Below are 16250 nucleotides of genomic sequence, written 5' to 3'. Positions count from 1 at the left end.
CTTTAAGCGCGGTGGAAACATCCAGCGGCATACAGGCTAGCTTAGCGGGGCGCTATGCGTCTGCTTTGTTCAACCTGGCTCGCGACGAACGGCAGATTGATGCGGTGGGTCAGAGCCTTGGGCTTCTGGCGCAGGCGCTGGTGGATTCGCGCGATTTCGCGGAGCTCACTTCGAGCCCGCTGATCGACCGCGCGGAGGCCGGGAAGGCGTTCGCGGCAGTCGCCAAGCAGCTCTCGCTCGATCCGATAACGGCCAATTTCCTCGGCGTGCTCGCCAGGAACGGTCGCAAGAACCAGCTTCAGAACGTGATCCGTGCGTTCCGCCGCCTCGCTGCCGAGCACCGCGGTGAGACCACTGCCGAGGTCGTGACTGCGCACCCGCTCAAGGACGACCAACTTTCGGCGCTGAAGCAGCAGCTTCGCGCTCGCGCCGGTCGCGACGTTGCGATCGAAACGAGCATCGACCCTGAAATCCTGGGTGGGATCGTGATCAAGATGGGCAGCCAGATGATCGACGCATCCATCCGCACCAAACTCAACAGACTCGCCGAGGCGATGAAAGGCTGAATATGGACATCCGCGCCGCTGAAATTTCCCGCGTAATCCGCGACCAGATCGCGAATTTCGATGCCGACGCGCAGGTATCCGAAGTCGGCACCGTGCTGTCGGTCGGCGACGGCATCGCCCGCATCCACGGCCTCGACAACGTCCAGGCCGGCGAGATGGTCGAGTTTGACGGCGGCATCAAAGGCATGGCGCTCAACCTCGAAGCCGACAACGTCGGCGTCGTCATCTTCGGTTCGGACTCCACCATTCGCGAAGGTTCGACCGCCAAGCGCACCGGCACCATCGTCGACGTTCCGATCGGCAAGGGCCTGCTTGGCCGCGTCGTCGACGCTCTCGGCAACCCGATCGACGGCAAGGGCCCGATCGAAGGCGCGGAGCGCCGCCGCGTTGAAATGAAGGCTCCGGGCATCATTCCGAGGAAGTCGGTTCACGAGCCTGTGCAAACCGGCCTCAAGGCGCTCGACGCCCTGGTTCCGATCGGCCGCGGCCAGCGCGAGCTGATCATCGGCGATCGCCAGACCGGCAAGACCGCCGTCGCGCTCGACACCTTCATCAACCAGAAGGAAATCAACAAGTCGGGCAAGGAGAGCGAGAAGCTCTACTGCATCTACGTTGCGATCGGTCAGAAGCGTTCGACCGTCGCGCAGATCGTCCGCGCGCTCGAAGAGAATGGCGCGATGGAATATTCCATCGTCGTCGCGGCGACCGCGTCCGAGCCTGCTCCGCTGCAGTTCCTTGCGCCCTACACCGGCGCCGCAATGGGCGAATATTTCCGCGACAACGGCATGCATGCCGTGATCGTTTACGACGACCTTTCCAAGCAGGCGGTTGCTTACCGCCAGATGTCGCTCCTGCTCCGCCGCCCGCCGGGCCGCGAAGCCTATCCGGGCGACGTCTTCTATCTCCACAGCCGCCTGCTCGAGCGTGCAGCGAAGATGAATGACGACAACGGCGGTGGCTCGCTGACCGCTCTGCCGATCATCGAGACGCAGGCAGGCGACGTGTCGGCCTACATTCCGACCAACGTCATCTCGATCACCGACGGCCAGATCTTCCTCGAGACGGACCTGTTCTACCAAGGCATCCGTCCGGCGATTAACGTCGGTCTTTCAGTCAGCCGCGTCGGCTCGGCCGCGCAGACCAAGGCGATGAAGAAGGTCGCCGGCTCGATCAAGCTGGAGCTCGCGCAGTACCGCGAGATGGCCGCCTTCGCTCAGTTCGGCTCGGACCTCGACGCCTCGACGCAGAAGCTTCTCGCTCGCGGCGCCCGCCTGACCGAGCTGCTGAAGCAGCCACAATATGCACCGATGCCGGTCGAAGAGCAGGTCGCCTCGATCTACTCGGGCACGCAGGGCTTCCTCGACAAGGTCGATACCAAGGACGTCGTCCGCTACGAGGCCGCGATGCTCAGCTACCTTCGCAACGAGAAGGCCGACATCCTCAAGGCGATCCGCGACAGCAAGGCGCTCGACGACGACACCGCCGCCAAGCTCAAGGACGCGCTGACCGAGTTCGGGAAGACGTTCGCATAAGATGGCCAGCCTAAAGGCCCTCAAGCTTCGCATCGGCTCGGTGAAGTCGACGCAGAAGATCACCAAGGCGATGAAGATGGTCGCCGCGGCGAAGCTGCGCCGTGCGCAGCAGAACGCCGAGGCCGGCCGTCCCTACTCGACCCGCATGAACGGTGTTGTGTCCTCGCTCGCGTCGAAAGTCGCTCGTAGCCCGCAGAGTCCCAAGCTCCTCGCGGGAACGGGCAAAGAAGACACGCATCTGATCGTGGTCGCCACCAGCGACCGCGGCCTGGCAGGCGCCTTCAACAGCAACGTCGTCCGCGCTGCTCGCCGCAAGGCCGACGAGCTAGCCGCCCAAGGCAAGACGGTCTTCTTCTACATCGTTGGCCGCAAGGGCCGTCCGGTCATCCAGCGCTTTTATCCGAAGGGCATCATCGCCCAGTACGATACGAGCGGAATGAAGGCCCCGACCTATGCGGACGCACAGGCGATCGCGAAAGACCTGATCGACCGCTATACGACCGACGGAATCGACGTGGTGCACCTCGCCTACGCGAATTTCCGCTCGACGCTCGTTCAGGAGCCGACGGTCGACCAGATCATCCCGGTCGCAGTGCCCGCCGCCAACGACGCAGGCACTGGCACGGCGTCGCTTGCTGCGGTCGAGTATGAGCCGGACGAGGAAGAGATCCTCGCCGACCTGCTGCCGCGCAATATCGCGATCCAAATCTATCGAGCATTGCTCGAGAACCAGGCCGGTTTCTACGGCTCGCAGATGACCGCGATGGACAATGCGACCCGCAATGCCGGCGACATGATCAACCGCCTGTCGATTCAGTACAATCGTCAGCGCCAAGCCGCGATCACGACCGAGCTCGTCGAAATCATCTCCGGCGCAGAAGCGCTCTAACCGAACACGAAGCCAAGGAAGACAGACATGGCAACCGCCGCTCCCGAGACCAAGCCCCGCAGCCGAGCCAAGAAGGCCGACGCGCCCGCGTCCGGCTCCGGTGCAGCTGCCGAGCAGCAGACCGGCAACCTCGTCGGCCGCGTCGCGCAGGTGATCGGCGCCGTCGTCGACGTCGCGTTCGAGGGTGAGCTTCCGCCGATCCTCGCCGCGCTTGAGACCGACAATGGCGGCAACCGCCTCGTCCTCGAGGTTGCTCAGCACCTCGGCGAGAACGTCGTTCGCACGATCGCCATGGACTCCACCGACGGCCTGACCCGCGGCCAGACCGTCAAGGCGACCGGTTCGCAGATCCGCGTTCCCGTCGGCCCGAAGACGCTCGGCCGTATCATGAACGTCATCGGCGAGCCGATCGACGAGCGCGGCCCGATCGGCAGCGACATGACCGCCTCGATCCACGCCGATGCTCCGGCATTCGTCGATCAGTCGACCGAAGCTGCCATCCTGGTCACCGGCATCAAGGTCATCGACCTGCTCGCTCCGTACGCGAAGGGCGGCAAGATCGGCCTGTTCGGCGGCGCGGGCGTCGGCAAGACCGTGCTCATCCAGGAACTGATCAACAACATCGCCAAGGGCCACGGCGGCGTATCCGTGTTTGCCGGCGTCGGCGAGCGCACCCGCGAAGGTAACGACCTCTATCACGAGTTCCTCGACGCGGGCGTCATCGCCAAGGACGCCGATGGCAACCCGACGCCTGAAGGATCGAAGGTCGCGCTCGTGTTCGGCCAGATGAACGAGCCGCCGGGAGCCCGCGCTCGCGTCGCTCTATCGGGTCTGACGCAGGCCGAATATTTCCGCGACCAGGAAGGCCAGGACGTCCTGTTCTTCGTCGACAACATCTTCCGCTTCACGCAGGCCGGTTCGGAAGTGTCGGCGCTTCTAGGCCGTATTCCTTCGGCCGTGGGTTATCAGCCGACCCTTGCAACCGACATGGGCACCCTCCAGGAGCGCATCACGTCGACCAATAAGGGCTCGATCACTTCGGTGCAGGCCATTTACGTTCCGGCCGACGACTTGACCGACCCGGCGCCGGCCACCTCCTTCGCCCACCTTGACGCCACCACGACGCTGTCGCGCGCGATTTCGGAACTGGGCATCTACCCGGCCGTCGATCCGCTCGACTCCGTCAGCCGTGTTCTGACCCCGGCCGTCGTAGGCCAGGAGCACTACGAGGTTGCTCGTGCGGTCCAGGAGACGCTGCAGAAGTACAAGTCGCTGCAGGACATCATCGCGATCCTCGGCATGGACGAACTTTCCGAAGAGGATAAGCTGGTCGTCAGCCGCGCCCGCAAGATCCAGCGCTTCCTGTCGCAGCCGTTCCACGTCGCCGAGGTGTTCACCAACATCCCGGGCAAGTTCGTGCAGGTCGAAGACACGGTCCGCTCGTTCAAGGCGGTCGTGAACGGCGAGTACGATCACCTGCCGGAAGCCGCGTTCTACATGGTCGGCGGCATCGACGAGGCGGTCGCCAAGGCCGAGAAGCTCGCTCAGGAGGCCTAAGGGGAATTGGCTGACCAACTTCGCCTCGAGGATTGCGTGAATGACGTGTGTCCCTGGTCGGGGAAGCCGGTCAGCTCCGACAGCCTGACGCTCTACAAGGGCAAGGTCGTCGGCTTCTGCAACACGGGCTGCCGCGACAAGTTCGAAGCTGCCGCAGGCGCGTTCGACGCCGCGATTGAGGGTAAGAAGTAATGGCCGATCTGAAGTTCGAACTCGTGACGCCTGACAGGTTGGTCATGTCGGACGACGTCTACATGGTCGTCGTTCCGGGCACCGAGGGCGATTCCGGCATTCTTGCTGGTCACGCGCCCTACATGACGACCCTGCGTGACGGCGACCTGTCAGTCTATCGCTCTCAGGGCGCCCAGCCGGAGAAGATCGCTGTGACCGGAGGCTTCGCAGAGGTCAGCGAGCGTGGCCTTACGGTGCTCGCGGAGAGTGCAGGCGCCTGATTGCGCGACCCGCTTCGGAAGCGGACAAGCTAAACGCGGTTAGCTTTTTCTAAAAGTTTGAGTCCTATTCACCAAACCTGATTTCGGCGGAACCGCAGGAAACGGGTAGAATGAACGCATTCGGCAAACGTGGCGGCGCGGGCGGCAACGGTCGTCCACAATTTGGTGTCGCCAAACCGATGAAATCCTCCGGTGGAGCGGCGGCAGCGCCATCCGTCCCGGATGAGGCCGAACAATTCCCGCCCGTCAGCGACCTGACCGCCAGTCTTGACGGCGGCCTTCAGGAGCCGAACGAAGCCGGCACCGCGGCGATGGACCGCCTGAACAGCCGCCAGAACGCCAGCGGAGACGCAGCAAGCAGCAGGTCTGAGGGCTTCGAAGCCTCCGTCCACCGAATCAAGGAGCAGGTTCTTCCGCGCCTGCTCGAGCGCGTCGACCCCGAAGCCGCCGCCACGCTCAGCAAGGACGAGCTCGCCGAAGAATTCCGCCCGATCATCAGCGAAGTGCTCACCGAGCTGAAGATCAACCTCAACCGCCGCGAGCAGTTCGCTCTCGAGAAGGTCCTCGTCGACGAACTGCTCGGCCTCGGCCCGCTCGAGGAGCTCCTGGCCGACCCGGCCATCAGCGACATCATGGTCAACGGTCCCGAGCAGTGCTTCGTCGAACGCAAGGGCAAGCTCGAACTGGCGCAGATCCAGTTCCGTGACGAAGAGCATCTGTTCCAGATCGCCCAGCGCATCGTGAACAAGGTCGGCCGCCGCGTGGACCAGACGACGCCGCTCGCCGACGCTCGCCTTCAGGACGGCAGCCGCGTCAACGTGATTATTCCGCCGCTTTCGCTTCGCGGCACCGCCATTTCAATTCGTAAGTTCTCCGAAAAGCCGATCACGCTCGACATGATGAAGGGCTTCGGCTCCATGTCCGAGAAGATGGCGACGGTGCTGAAGATCGCTGGCGCAGCGCGGATGAACGTGATCATTTCCGGCGGTACCGGTTCCGGTAAAACGACGATGCTCAACGCCCTGTCGAAGATGATCGACCCGGGCGAACGCGTGATCACGATCGAAGACGCGGCCGAGCTTCGTCTTCAGCAGCCGCACTGGCTTCCGCTTGAGACACGTCCACCGAACCTCGAGGGGCAGGGCGCCATCACGATTCGCGACCTCGTCATTAACGCCCTGCGTATGCGTCCTGACCGCATCATCCTCGGCGAGATTCGCGGCCAGGAGTGTTTCGACCTTCTGGCGGCAATGAACACGGGTCACGACGGCTCGATGGCCACGCTTCACTCCAACAGCCCGCGCGAATGCCTGGCTCGTATGGAAAACATGGTCATGATGGGCGACATCAAGATCCCGAAGGAAGCGATTTCGCGGCAGATCGCGGATTCCGTCGACCTGATCGTGCAGGTGAAGCGCCTTCGCGACGGTTCACGCCGCACGACCAACGTTACCGAGGTGATCGGCATGGAGGGCGAGGTCATCGTCACCCAGGAACTGTTTAAGTTCGAGTATCTGGACGAGACAGCGGACGGAAAGATCCTAGGCGAATATCGCTCGATGGGCCTACGTCCGTACACGCTCGAGAAGGCCAAGCAGTTCGGCTTCGACCAACCGTACCTCGAGGCCTGCCTCTAAGGCATCGTCTTTCGCTTATTGCTGTGCAACGCTGCGGCGGTTCTTGATGAAGGAGCCGCCGCATGCGTTTCTGGGTCGCCGTTGCTCTGGCTGCATTGAGCCTGCCTTCGGCCGTCGATGCGAAAAAGACACCTGCCCAGCCGCCGGCCGTCGAAGGGCAAACCGTGCAGGCTCCCGTCGCAGAAGGCGGCTTCCCCTACCTGCTGTTCATTCCCAAGGGCTACAATGAGAGCGGAGCGGACCGCTGGCCGCTGGTCATCTTCCTGCACGGATCGGGCGAGCGCGGGACCGACATCAATGTCGTCAAGAAGCACGGACCGCCCATGCTCGTGGAGAAGAACCCTGCCTTCCCCTTCATCGTCATTTCGCCGCAGCTACCCGAACAGTCGGACACGATTGGTGAATATTGGCCGGTTCCGCCGCTCGAAGCGATCCTCGATCATGCGATGAAAACCCTCAGGGTCGATCCTTCGCGGGTCTACCTGACCGGCCTCAGCTTGGGCGGAATCGCGACCTGGGAATGGGGCACAACCCATCCCGAGCATTTTGCCGCTCTGGCGCCCGTGGCAGCCTTCGGAGACCCCAAGAAGGCCTGCAATGCGAAGGAGGTCCCTGTCTGGGCATTTCACGGCGACCATGACGACGCCGTCGACACGCGCGGGGACTTTGAAATGGTGGACGCTCTCAAGAAGTGCGGAGCAGCGCCTCGCCTGACCATCTATCCCAACACCGATCACTGGTCATGGGTGCCCGCCTACAACGACCCGGCGCTTTGGATGTGGCTGCTGGAGCAGCGGAAGCCGTTACCGGCCAAGCCCGCTAAATAACCGGCGTCACCTCGAGGACGGTCGCTTCGACGACGATCGCTTCGGCCTCATCCCACATCTGTCTCAGCCCTTTCGGCAGCGCCTGTTTCACGTGGTCGACCTGACCTTGCGAGATATGCCTGGATAACGTCCGGAAGACCGCGTTGACCGCCTTTTCGGGATCGACCGGTCGAGTGTCGCTGAGCCACTCCGCGACCTCGTCCACGAACTCCTCGCGGGTGCGGCACACCGCCGGCATCTTCGCCGGCTCGAACTGGTCGTAATAGACACCGCGGATCAGCAGCGGCAGCTGGGCCCCAGATGGGCCGCAAGGTTGATCGAAAGCCGGTCGCGCAGCTTGTGAAGGACGGTTGAGAGCACCTTCCAGGCGACCTGCTTATCCGGCCCAAGATCCGCCATGATCTCCTTCAGCCAGACGTGCGTGATATCCAGTGTCTTATCGAAGACTTCGAGGCCGTTCGCGCTCATGGCCCCTCTCCTTCCACACGGTTGGTGAGATACGCCGAATTGCGAACGTTCAGGCGCAACGGCGCGTTCCGCAACCCGACGCATTTCAGACGCGCATTGGGGCGCGGTCAGAAAACGGTGTTGAAGGGAAAAATGGTGGGCGTGGCAAGGATTGAACTTGCGACCCCTGCGATGTCAACACAGTGCTCTACCACTGAGCTACACGCCCACTCTGGAGCGGGCATGTAGAGAGCGGCGGCGGACCGCGCAACCCTTCGCGAACAGTGTCTTGCAGTTGCGCGGCGAGCGCCGAGATGAGAGATGACCGCCATGGGCACGGTTCGCATCGAAAGACGGTTCCGGGGTCCGCCGAAGACCGGAAACGGCGGTTACGTGGCGGGTCTCGTGGCGGCTGCCCTTGGTGGCTCCAATTGCACTGTAACGTTGAAGGCGCCGCCTCCCCTGGACCGTGATCTAACGCTCGAGACTGACGGCATCTCGGCCTCCCTCCTGCAAGATGACCAAATAGTGGTGACCGCCGCGAAGGGGCCCGTCGAAATAGACGTCCCGCCACCGCCGACCCTCACGGAAGCGCAGGATGCCGAGCCGCGCTTCTCGGGCCATTCGCATCATATCTTCCCGGGCTGCTTCGTCTGCGGGCCGGATCGTGAAGCCGGCGACGGCATGCGAATATTCCCGGGCGCGCTCCACGATCACGCCAATCGTGTCGCAGCGACCTGGACGCCCGACGATTCGGTGACCGGCGAAGACGGACTGGTCCGGCCGGAGTTCCTCTGGGCCGCGCTCGACTGCCCGGGTTACTTTGCGACCGAGGACAAGGCGGGCCTGGCTCTGCTGGGACGGATGTCGGCGGTGCTTCATCGAGCCGTCCACGCGGGCGAACCGCTCATCGTGACTGGCTGGCCAATCGACAGCGAGGGCAGGAAGCACCGCGTGGGAAGCGCGCTGCACGACAAGGACGGTCAGCTAGTCGCTGCGGCGACCGCTACCTGGATTACCCTGAATGAGGCGAAAGCCGCTTAAAGGCGGCCGAGCACATCTGCTTAGAGACGGCCGTGCTGATCTTCCGTCTGGAAGATCCGGTCGACCTCGGCAACGAGATCCTTCAGGTGAAATGGTTTGGACAGCAGCTTGGCGCCAGGAGTCGTTCGCCCACCCTGCAAGGCGACCGCTGCAAAGCCCGTGATGAACATCACGCGAATCTCGGGGTCGATTGCCGACGCTTTCTGGGCAAGCTCGATCCCGTCCATTTCCGGCATGACGATATCCGTCAGCAGAAGGTCGAAATGGTCGGTTTCGAGGAGCGGCATGGCTTCCGTCCCACACCCTACGGCAGACACCTCGTACCCGACACGCTGCAGCGCGCGCTGCAGATATTCGCGCATCGACGTATCGTCTTCTGCCAGTAGTATTTTCGCCATGCGGGACCTTATGCTCGGAACGTTTAAGATTTTCCAGCGTGATGGGTTCCGGTTGACCCGAAACGCGACAGTCGTAGACAGGATTCATTGACGTCGATGCCGCTATCTCCGCCGGCCATTCATCCGTGCAACGCCGAAGTCCCGGTGCTTCTTTCGGTGCCTCACGCCGGTCGCGACTATCCGAACTGGCTGATTTCGCTGAGCAAGGGGGGTGAGACGGCCCTGGCCGGGCTTGAAGATCCACTGGTGGACGAGTTGGTCGAGAGCGCGATCAACAAGGGCGTGGGCGCGGTTGTTGCGCAAACCCCCCGAGCCGCGATCGACTGCAATCGAGCCGAAGACGAGATCGACCCGACGGTCGTCCGCTCCGGGCCTCTTCCCTCGCTTAGCCCCCGCGCCCGCGGCGGACTCGGAATTGTGCCGGGACGAACGGCTTCCCACGGCTCGCTGTGGCGGCAGCCGATCCCCCGTTACGAGCTGGAGGAGCGGCTGACGCAGGCGCATCGCCCATATCATCGTGCGATCGAGGAGCAGCTGAATTGCCTGCTCGACAGGTTCGGCTGCGCGTTGCTGCTCGACTGCCATTCCATGCCTTCACCGGATAGCGGACCGTCGGTGATCATTGGCGATCGCTACGGGCACAGCGCTGGCCCGTGGGTGACGTCCGAGGCGGTGAAGATCGTGACTTCGATGGGCTTCCGGGTCGGGGTCAACCAGCCCTTCGCGGGCGGGCATGTCGTTCAGCGGCACGGATCGCCCGGCCGAGCCGTTCACGCCTTGCAAATCGAGATCGACCGCCGCTGTTATCTTCAGTCCAACTCGGTGCGGCGAAGCTCTGGCTTTCCAAAGGTTGCTCGATTGTTTGATGAGCTGGCGATGCGGCTGGGCCAATTCCTGCTGGACCGCCGCTTCTCCGAAGCCGCCGAATAAAAAGGGCCGCCCCGGCCATGCAGGCGGGGCGGCCCAGTTCAGGGAGGAAACGCACCCGCTGGGCACGTGGTCCGCACACCGCAAGGAGGGGGCCAGGCGGCGGCGAACGTCCTTCAGATGGTTAGGCTGGGGGCCGAATTCAATTCGGCCCGCCGCGCGTCATTCACGCCTCGGCTGGAACCGGCTGCGGAGCGGCGATCGGGCCTTTGCCCTGTGCGACCTGCCGAGCGAACACCTCGCGAATCTGCGATAGTGAGAAGAGGTGCGCGTAGATGAGCGCGAGCATGCCGCTCTGGTTCATCTTGCGAAGCTCGTCACCGCGAAGCTCGCGCAGCTTCTCTTCGTCGACCATGCGGAAACCGCGATAGACGAACGGCTGCGGAGCGCCTTCGGGCTGGATGGCGACTTCGCCGTCCATGAGAAGGTCGCTGTTCTTCAGCTCCTGGATGAAGGCCGCAGTGCGCTGGCCGGCCGTCTCGAACTGCTCGCAGAACTGCAGAACCGCCTTCGTGGCTTCGGACGGCTGCTCACCGTCGAACAGCGCCTCACCTTCGGCAAACTCGCCGACCGCACCCGACGTCGGGTCGAAGCACAGCGACAGCTCGTCGCTGTCGGGCCGCAGGCGCGCCAGAAGGAACGGATAGCGGCGCATGTAGGCCGGAATGTAGACGCTCGGATCGTGCGGAAGTCCGGTCGAATCCAGGAATGCGTTCGCACCTTCGTTGAGGCCCATGAGCGCCAACGGAACCGGCTCGCCGCCGACGGAGAAGACGATCGGGTAGAAGCGCTGCAGAAGCGCGAACTCATCGACCGTAACCGGAACCGCATGGGTAGAACCCATCTCCGGCGCGCTCTCGATCCGGCGGATCTTCATGTTTCCATGCTGTCCGGCATTCAGAGCTTCGAGCTGATTGTAGAAAAGCGGCAATTCCTGTGTGGGCGCGGCAGTCGCCATTTTACGAGTTTCTCCTGGGTGCCGGCCCGAGCGCGCAGATGCGCACTTCCATCGGGCCGTTGAAATCGTCGCCGCGCTGTACTCATGGCCCTTGGCTTTCGCAAGCGCCGATAGGGGAGAGATCGGCTCGGGCGTTACCCGGACAATTCATTGATTGTTCAACGGACTGCCCGCAAGACCATGTCCGGGGATACAACTATCTTAATGCCATTCGCGTTCTTTCTTTCGCTGCTGCCGGCGATGTTCGGCTTCGCAACCGCCGAGCAGTCGGACCATGTGCGCACGCTCGTCGTCGAGCAGGAGGTGATCATGCGGATCCCCGTCCGTCCGCGCCCCGTTCAGCCCTTCGCATTTGAAGAGAAGAAGGGCCCGAAATGCCTGGATGCGAGCAGCATCCGCGGCGCCGCGCTTTCGGGACGTGAGACGGTCGATTTCCTGCTGTTCGACCGGAGGCGGTTCCGGGCCGAATTGTCCGAGGATTGCCCGGCGCTCGATTTCTACAACGGCTTCTATCTGACCCCGGAGGACGGCAAGATTTGCGTCCGGCGCGACGGCATCCACTCGCGCATCGGCCGTAGCTGTCGTATCGAGCGTTTTCGCCGGCTCGTGCCGAAGTTTCCGCGCTGATTCCTTGACAAGATTGAAAAGCGCGCCTTAGCCCCAATCTCATGGGAAGTGCCGCAACGAATGCGGCTACTCATCGCTCTTCTTCCGGATCTTGCATGACTTTTGCCGACCTCGGCCTTTCTGACCAATTGCTCCGCGCCGTCGATGAAAGCGGCTATTCGGAACCGACACCGATTCAACGCGGAGCGATCCCGTCGGTCCTGATGGGCCGCGACCTGATCGGCATAGCCCAGACAGGCACTGGGAAGACGGCCAGCTTCGTGCTGCCGATGATCGACATCCTCGCTCACGGCCGCAGCCGCGCGCTCATGCCGCGCTCACTAATCCTCGAGCCGACGCGCGAGCTTGCCGCGCAAGTCTCGGAGAATTTCGAGAAGTACGGCAAGTACAACAAGCTATCGATGGCCCTGCTCATCGGCGGCGTTCAGATGGGCGACCAGGTGAAGGCGCTCGAAAAGGGCGTCGACGTCCTGATCGCGACGCCGGGCCGACTGATGGACCTGTTCCAGCGCGGCAAGATCCTGCTTAACGGCTGCGAGCTTCTGGTCATCGACGAAGCGGACCGGATGCTCGATATGGGCTTCATCCCGGACATCGAGGAAATTTGCTCGAAGCTGCCGAAAAATCGACAGACCCTGCTGTTCTCAGCGACCATGCCGCCGCCAATCCAGAAACTGGCGGCCAAGTTCCTCAATGAGCCGAAGCGCATCGAGGTTGCTCGACCCGCTACAGCGAATGTCAACATCGAACAGCGCCTGATCAATGTTCGCGCCGACAAGAAACGTGAAGTCCTCCGCGACATCCTTCGTCACGAAGAGTTCAAGAACGCGATTGTCTTTTCCAATCGAAAGTCGACCGTTCGCGAGCTGGCGACAAGCCTGAAGCGCTCTGGGTTCGCGGTGGGCCAGATTCAGGGCGACATGGACCAGTCAGACCGCATCGCCGAGTTCGACCGCTTCAAGAATGACGAGATCAACGTGCTCGTCGCGTCAGACGTCGCCGCGCGCGGGCTGGATGTCAAAGGCGTCAGTCATGTCATCAACTTCGACGTGCCCTGGCAGCCCGACGATTACATTCATCGCATCGGCCGCACCGGCCGGGCCGGCATGAAGGGTATCGCGATCACGCTGGCGACTCGAGAGGACGCCGAGGCGGTATCCGCCATCGAGAAGCTGACTGGCGTGAAGTTCGCTCGCGCGGATGAACCGAAGAAGGAAGAGGCGGACCCGGCAGAGTCGAAGCGCAGCGAGAAGAAATCCAGCGATAAGAAGCCTGCCGAGAAGAAGCCGATCCGTACGAAGCGCGCGGAGCGGCCCCGACCCGAAGAGCGGGACCTGCCCGAAGAGCGCCAAGAACGCTCGCCGGTGGTCGAGGATATCCAGCCTGACTGGAACGGGCCCCTGCCGTCCTTCCTGTCGGTCGGCGCGCTCTAGCGCGCGACTCGATAGCGCTTCAGAAATTCGGCCGCGAAGGCGGACAATCGCGTTTCGGCGATTGCGTCACGAAGGCCCTGCATCAGCCGCTGGTAGAACCAGAGATTATGCTCCGTCATGAGCATCGCGCCGAGGATTTCTCCCGAGCGTACTAGATGGTGGACGTACGCCCGCTCGAACTTGGTGCAGGTCGGGCATGGACAGCCGGGCTCGAGCGGGTCCTGATCCTCGCCGAACTTTGCGTTGCGGATGTTGAGCGGACCGTCCGCGGTGAACGCCTGCCCCGTGCGTCCCGACCGCGTCGGAAGCACGCAATCGAACATATCTATTCCGCGCCGGACTGCTTCGACGATGTCATCGGGCTTGCCGACGCCCATCAGGTAATGCGGCTTGTCTGCCGGAAGCTGGCCCGGGGCATAGTCGAGGCAGGCGCACATCGCCTCGTGCCCTTCGCCCACCGCTAGACCACCGACCGCATATCCATCGAAACCGACGTCGATCAGCGCATCGGCTGAACTTTTGCGCAGTTGTTCATCGAGTCCGCCCTGCTGGATTCCGAAGAGGGCGGCGGACTCTGCATGCTCGCCGCCGCGGTCGAACTCGTCGCGCGAGCGCTTCGCCCAGCGCACCGAGCGTTCCATCGCGGCAGCCGCTTCCTCACGCGTCGCGGAGGCAGGCACGAGTTGGTCGAACGCCATCACGATGTCCGAGCCGAGCAGCCGCTGCACCTCGATCGAGCGCTCCGGCGAAAGCATGTGCCGCGTCCCGTCGAGATGGCTCGCGAAAGAAACGCCTTCCTCGCTCACCTTGGTCAGCTCGCTCAGACTCATCACCTGATAGCCGCCGCTGTCGGTGAGGATCGGCCGCTCCCACCCCATGAACCGATGCAACCCGCCGAGCCGGGCGACGCGCTCTGCCCCCGGTCGCAGCATCAGATGGTAGGTGTTGCCGAGAATAATGTCCGCGCCGGATGCGCGCACTTCCTGTGGCCTCATCGCCTTTACTGTCGCCGCTGTCCCGACCGGCATGAAGGCGGGCGTCCTGATCTCGCCGCGCTGCATCGCGATCGTGCCGGTACGGGCAGCGCCGTCGGTGGCGGAAATCTGAAAGGAGAAGCGAGACATTTCGCGCGCTCCTAGCGACCGCCGGACGGCGCGGCTAGGACCGCCGGATGATCGAGCCGTGGGTCTACCCCGCCCTGACCGTCATCGCCGTCCTGACCGGCTTCATCGATGCGGTCGCAGGTGGTGGCGGGCTCATCATGCTGCCGGCGCTGCTTTTCGCGGGTGCGTCGCCGATCCAGGCGCTGGCGACCAACAAGCTCCAGTCGATCTTTGGGACCGCAGTCGCGACGCGCAATTATGCGCGCGCCGGCCTTGTCGATTGGCACCGGCACAAGCTGACGATCGCCCTGGTCTTCGTCGGCGCGACCGCCGGCGTACTGCTCGTCCAGGCGATCGACACCAAGGTGCTGGGGCTGATCATTCCGCTGCTGCTGATTGCAGTGTCGCTCTACGTCCTGTTCAGCCCCCGAATGACCGACGAGGATGCGCATCACCAGGTTACCGAGCGAGGCTATGCACCGGTAGGCGGAGCGATCGGCTTCTACGACGGCTTCTTCGGGCCCGGCACCGGAACCTTCTTCAGCACCAGCCTTGTCGCGCTTCGAGGCTATGGCCTCACCCGCGCGACCGGCCTGACCAAGCTGTTTAACTTCACCAGCAATGTGGCGAGCGTCCTGTTCTTCACTCTCGGCGGGAAAATGTTGTGGCTTCTTGGCCTGTGCATGGCCCTCGGCGCGATGACCGGAGGCTGGCTGGGCTCGCACAGCGCAATCCGCTTCGGAGCGCGGCTCATCCGACCGCTACTCGTAGTGATCTCACTCGGACTGACGGCGCGGCTTTTGTCGGGCTATTTCGCCACCTGAGGAAGCAGAAGGCTCGCGTCGCCGTAGGAGTAGAAACGGTACTTCTGCTCCACCGCATGGGCGTAGGCGCGCTTCATCACTTCGAGGTCCATCAGTGCGCTGACCAGCATGAAGAGCGTGGAGCGCGGAAGGTGGAAATTGGTGATGAGGCCGTCGATCGCCTTGAAGCGATAGCCGGGGGTAATGAAGATTGCGGTATCGCCTTCGAAGGGATGGATGATGCCGCTCTCGTCCGCGGCGCTCTCCAGCAAGCGAAGCGACGTGGTTCCGACTGCGATCAGCCGGCCGCCCGAAGCTCGCACCGTGTTGAGCCGCTCGGCAGTTTCCTCGTCGATGCGGCCCCATTCGGCGTGCATCTTGTGCTCGATGGTGTCTTCCGCCTTCACCGGAAGGAAGGTCCCCGCGCCCACGTGCAGCGTCAGCGTCTCGCGGCGAATGCCGTTTTCCTCAAGCCGCTCGATCAGCGTTGGCGTGAAATGCAGCGCCGCTGTGGGCGCAGCTACTGCCCCCTCTTCCCGCGCGAACATGGTCTGGTAGTCGTCGCGGTCCTGCTGGTCCGCAGGCCGGCGCGAGGCAATGTAGGGCGGCAGCGGCATTCGACCTGCGCGCTCGAGCAGGATTTCGACGGGGTCCTCACCCTCGAAGTGGAGGAGAACGGCGCCCTCTTCGTCCCGGTCCGCAACGGTCGCGTGGACGCCGTTCCCGAATTCGACGACGTCTCCGACACGCAGGCGCTTGGCATTGCGTACGAACGCCCACCAATCGCGCGGCCCCTCCCGCTTGTGGAGCGTCGCTCCGATCCGGGCCTCGCCTCGGCGGCCTTCGAGCTGCGCCGGGATCACGCGGGTATCGTTGAAAACGAGCGTGTCACCCGGCCGAAGCAGGTTGGGCAGATCGAGCACGGCCTTGTCCGATATAACCTCGCCATCCACCAGCAGCAGCCGCGCTGAATCCCGCGGCCTGGCGGGCCTCAGCGCGATCAGCTCTGCAGGAAGGTCGAAATCGAAAAGGTCGACGCGCATTCGCGCG

At 63.3% G+C, this 16250-nt stretch carries 19 protein-coding genes and 1 tRNA gene; 13 read left to right on the top strand and 7 right to left on the bottom strand.

From position 1 onward, the window contains the following. The first annotated feature begins 11 nt into the window (after positions 1-11). From H9L14_RS04230 to H9L14_RS04195, 8 genes are all read left to right on the top strand, one after another. Positions 12-566 (top strand): F0F1 ATP synthase subunit delta, encoded by a 555-nt coding sequence (locus H9L14_RS04230; protein ID WP_187709353.1) that lies wholly within the window; start codon positions 12-14, stop codon positions 564-566. Between the two features lie 2 nt (positions 567-568). Then, positions 569-2098: a F0F1 ATP synthase subunit alpha gene (atpA, locus tag H9L14_RS04225; protein ID WP_187709352.1), complete on the top strand. Its 1530-nt coding sequence runs from the start codon at positions 569-571 to the stop codon at positions 2096-2098. 1 nt (position 2099) lies between these two features. Next, complete coding sequence (locus H9L14_RS04220; protein ID WP_187709351.1) at positions 2100-2987, top strand: F0F1 ATP synthase subunit gamma; 888 nt, start codon at positions 2100-2102, stop codon at positions 2985-2987. A 27-nt stretch (positions 2988-3014) separates the two neighbouring features. Next, the gene (gene atpD / locus H9L14_RS04215) at positions 3015-4544 is read left to right on the top strand and encodes a F0F1 ATP synthase subunit beta (protein ID WP_187709350.1); all 1530 of its coding nucleotides are present in this window, start codon (positions 3015-3017) and stop codon (positions 4542-4544) included. A gap of 6 nt (positions 4545-4550) precedes the next feature. Further along, complete coding sequence (locus H9L14_RS04210) at positions 4551-4736, top strand: eL24 family ribosomal protein (protein WP_187709349.1); 186 nt, start codon at positions 4551-4553, stop codon at positions 4734-4736. Then, entirely contained in the window at positions 4736-4996 is a 261-nt protein-coding gene (locus tag H9L14_RS04205) for an ATP synthase F1 subunit epsilon (protein ID WP_187709348.1), read from the top strand. Before H9L14_RS04210 ends, H9L14_RS04205 begins: the two co-directional genes overlap by 1 nt. Positions 4997-5106: 110 nt before the next feature. Beyond that, positions 5107-6633, top strand: a complete 1527-nt coding sequence (locus tag H9L14_RS04200; RefSeq protein ID WP_187709347.1) for a TadA family conjugal transfer-associated ATPase — start codon at positions 5107-5109, stop codon at positions 6631-6633. A 62-nt stretch (positions 6634-6695) separates the two neighbouring features. Then, on the top strand, positions 6696-7460 hold the full coding sequence (locus tag H9L14_RS04195; protein WP_187709346.1) for a carboxylesterase family protein: 765 nt from the start codon (positions 6696-6698) through the stop codon (positions 7458-7460). Here H9L14_RS04195 and H9L14_RS04190 read toward each other — a convergent pair. From H9L14_RS04190 to H9L14_RS04185, 3 genes are all read right to left on the bottom strand, one after another. Beyond that, positions 7453-7698, bottom strand: a complete 246-nt coding sequence (locus tag H9L14_RS04190) for a DUF2267 domain-containing protein (RefSeq protein WP_246444443.1) — start codon at positions 7696-7698, stop codon at positions 7453-7455. The two genes, H9L14_RS04195 and H9L14_RS04190, sit on opposite strands and share 8 nt — an antisense overlap. Positions 7699-7736: 38 nt before the next feature. Further along, positions 7737-7928 carry a DUF2267 domain-containing protein gene (locus H9L14_RS14960; protein ID WP_222949914.1) on the bottom strand — a complete coding sequence of 64 codons (192 nt, stop codon included), beginning with the start codon at positions 7926-7928 and terminating at the stop codon, positions 7737-7739. A gap of 133 nt (positions 7929-8061) precedes the next feature. After that, positions 8062-8136: transfer RNA gene (locus H9L14_RS04185), tRNA-Val, on the bottom strand. A 92-nt stretch (positions 8137-8228) separates the two neighbouring features. Here H9L14_RS04185 and H9L14_RS04180 point away from each other — a divergent pair. Continuing rightward, positions 8229-8951, top strand: coding sequence for a hypothetical protein (locus H9L14_RS04180; RefSeq protein ID WP_246444440.1), 723 nt, complete (start codon positions 8229-8231; stop codon positions 8949-8951). A gap of 20 nt (positions 8952-8971) precedes the next feature. On the opposite strand, the gene cpdR is transcribed toward H9L14_RS04180, so the two are convergent. After that, complete coding sequence (gene cpdR, locus H9L14_RS04175) at positions 8972-9349, bottom strand: cell cycle two-component system response regulator CpdR (protein WP_187709345.1); 378 nt, start codon at positions 9347-9349, stop codon at positions 8972-8974. A gap of 96 nt (positions 9350-9445) precedes the next feature. On the opposite strand from cpdR, the gene H9L14_RS04170 reads away from it, so the two are divergent. Next, entirely contained in the window at positions 9446-10279 is an 834-nt protein-coding gene (locus H9L14_RS04170; protein WP_187709344.1) for an N-formylglutamate amidohydrolase, read from the top strand. Between the two features lie 163 nt (positions 10280-10442). Here the strand turns inward: H9L14_RS04170 and H9L14_RS04165 are convergent, their stop codons facing one another. After that, positions 10443-11234 (bottom strand): SapC family protein, encoded by a 792-nt coding sequence (locus H9L14_RS04165; RefSeq protein WP_187709343.1) that lies wholly within the window; start codon positions 11232-11234, stop codon positions 10443-10445. 240 nt (positions 11235-11474) lie between these two features. Between H9L14_RS04165 and H9L14_RS04160 the strand changes: the two genes are divergently transcribed. Then, entirely contained in the window at positions 11475-11861 is a 387-nt protein-coding gene (locus H9L14_RS04160) for a hypothetical protein (protein ID WP_187709342.1), read from the top strand. A 95-nt stretch (positions 11862-11956) separates the two neighbouring features. After that, positions 11957-13294: a DEAD/DEAH box helicase gene (locus tag H9L14_RS04155; RefSeq protein ID WP_187709341.1), complete on the top strand. Its 1338-nt coding sequence runs from the start codon at positions 11957-11959 to the stop codon at positions 13292-13294. Here the strand turns inward: H9L14_RS04155 and tgt are convergent. Beyond that, on the bottom strand, positions 13291-14418 hold the full coding sequence (gene tgt, locus H9L14_RS04150; protein WP_187709340.1) for a tRNA guanosine(34) transglycosylase Tgt: 1128 nt from the start codon (positions 14416-14418) through the stop codon (positions 13291-13293). The two genes, H9L14_RS04155 and tgt, sit on opposite strands and share 4 nt — an antisense overlap. 47 nt (positions 14419-14465) lie before the next feature. On the opposite strand from tgt, the gene H9L14_RS04145 reads away from it, so the two are divergent. After that, the gene (locus H9L14_RS04145) at positions 14466-15221 is read left to right on the top strand and encodes a TSUP family transporter (RefSeq protein ID WP_187709339.1); all 756 of its coding nucleotides are present in this window, start codon (positions 14466-14468) and stop codon (positions 15219-15221) included. Here H9L14_RS04145 and queA read toward each other — a convergent pair. Further along, positions 15206-16243, bottom strand: coding sequence for a tRNA preQ1(34) S-adenosylmethionine ribosyltransferase-isomerase QueA (queA, locus tag H9L14_RS04140; protein ID WP_187709338.1), 1038 nt, complete (start codon positions 16241-16243; stop codon positions 15206-15208). The genes H9L14_RS04145 and queA overlap by 16 nt on opposite strands. Positions 16244-16250 lie beyond the last annotated feature (7 nt).

It is taken from the genome of Sphingomonas sediminicola, assembly GCF_014489515.1.
GTDB lineage: Bacteria > Pseudomonadota > Alphaproteobacteria > Sphingomonadales > Sphingomonadaceae > Sphingomicrobium > Sphingomicrobium sediminicola.
The sequence above is the reverse complement of the archived record's forward strand: the minus strand, read 5'-3'. Positions and strand labels throughout refer to the sequence as shown.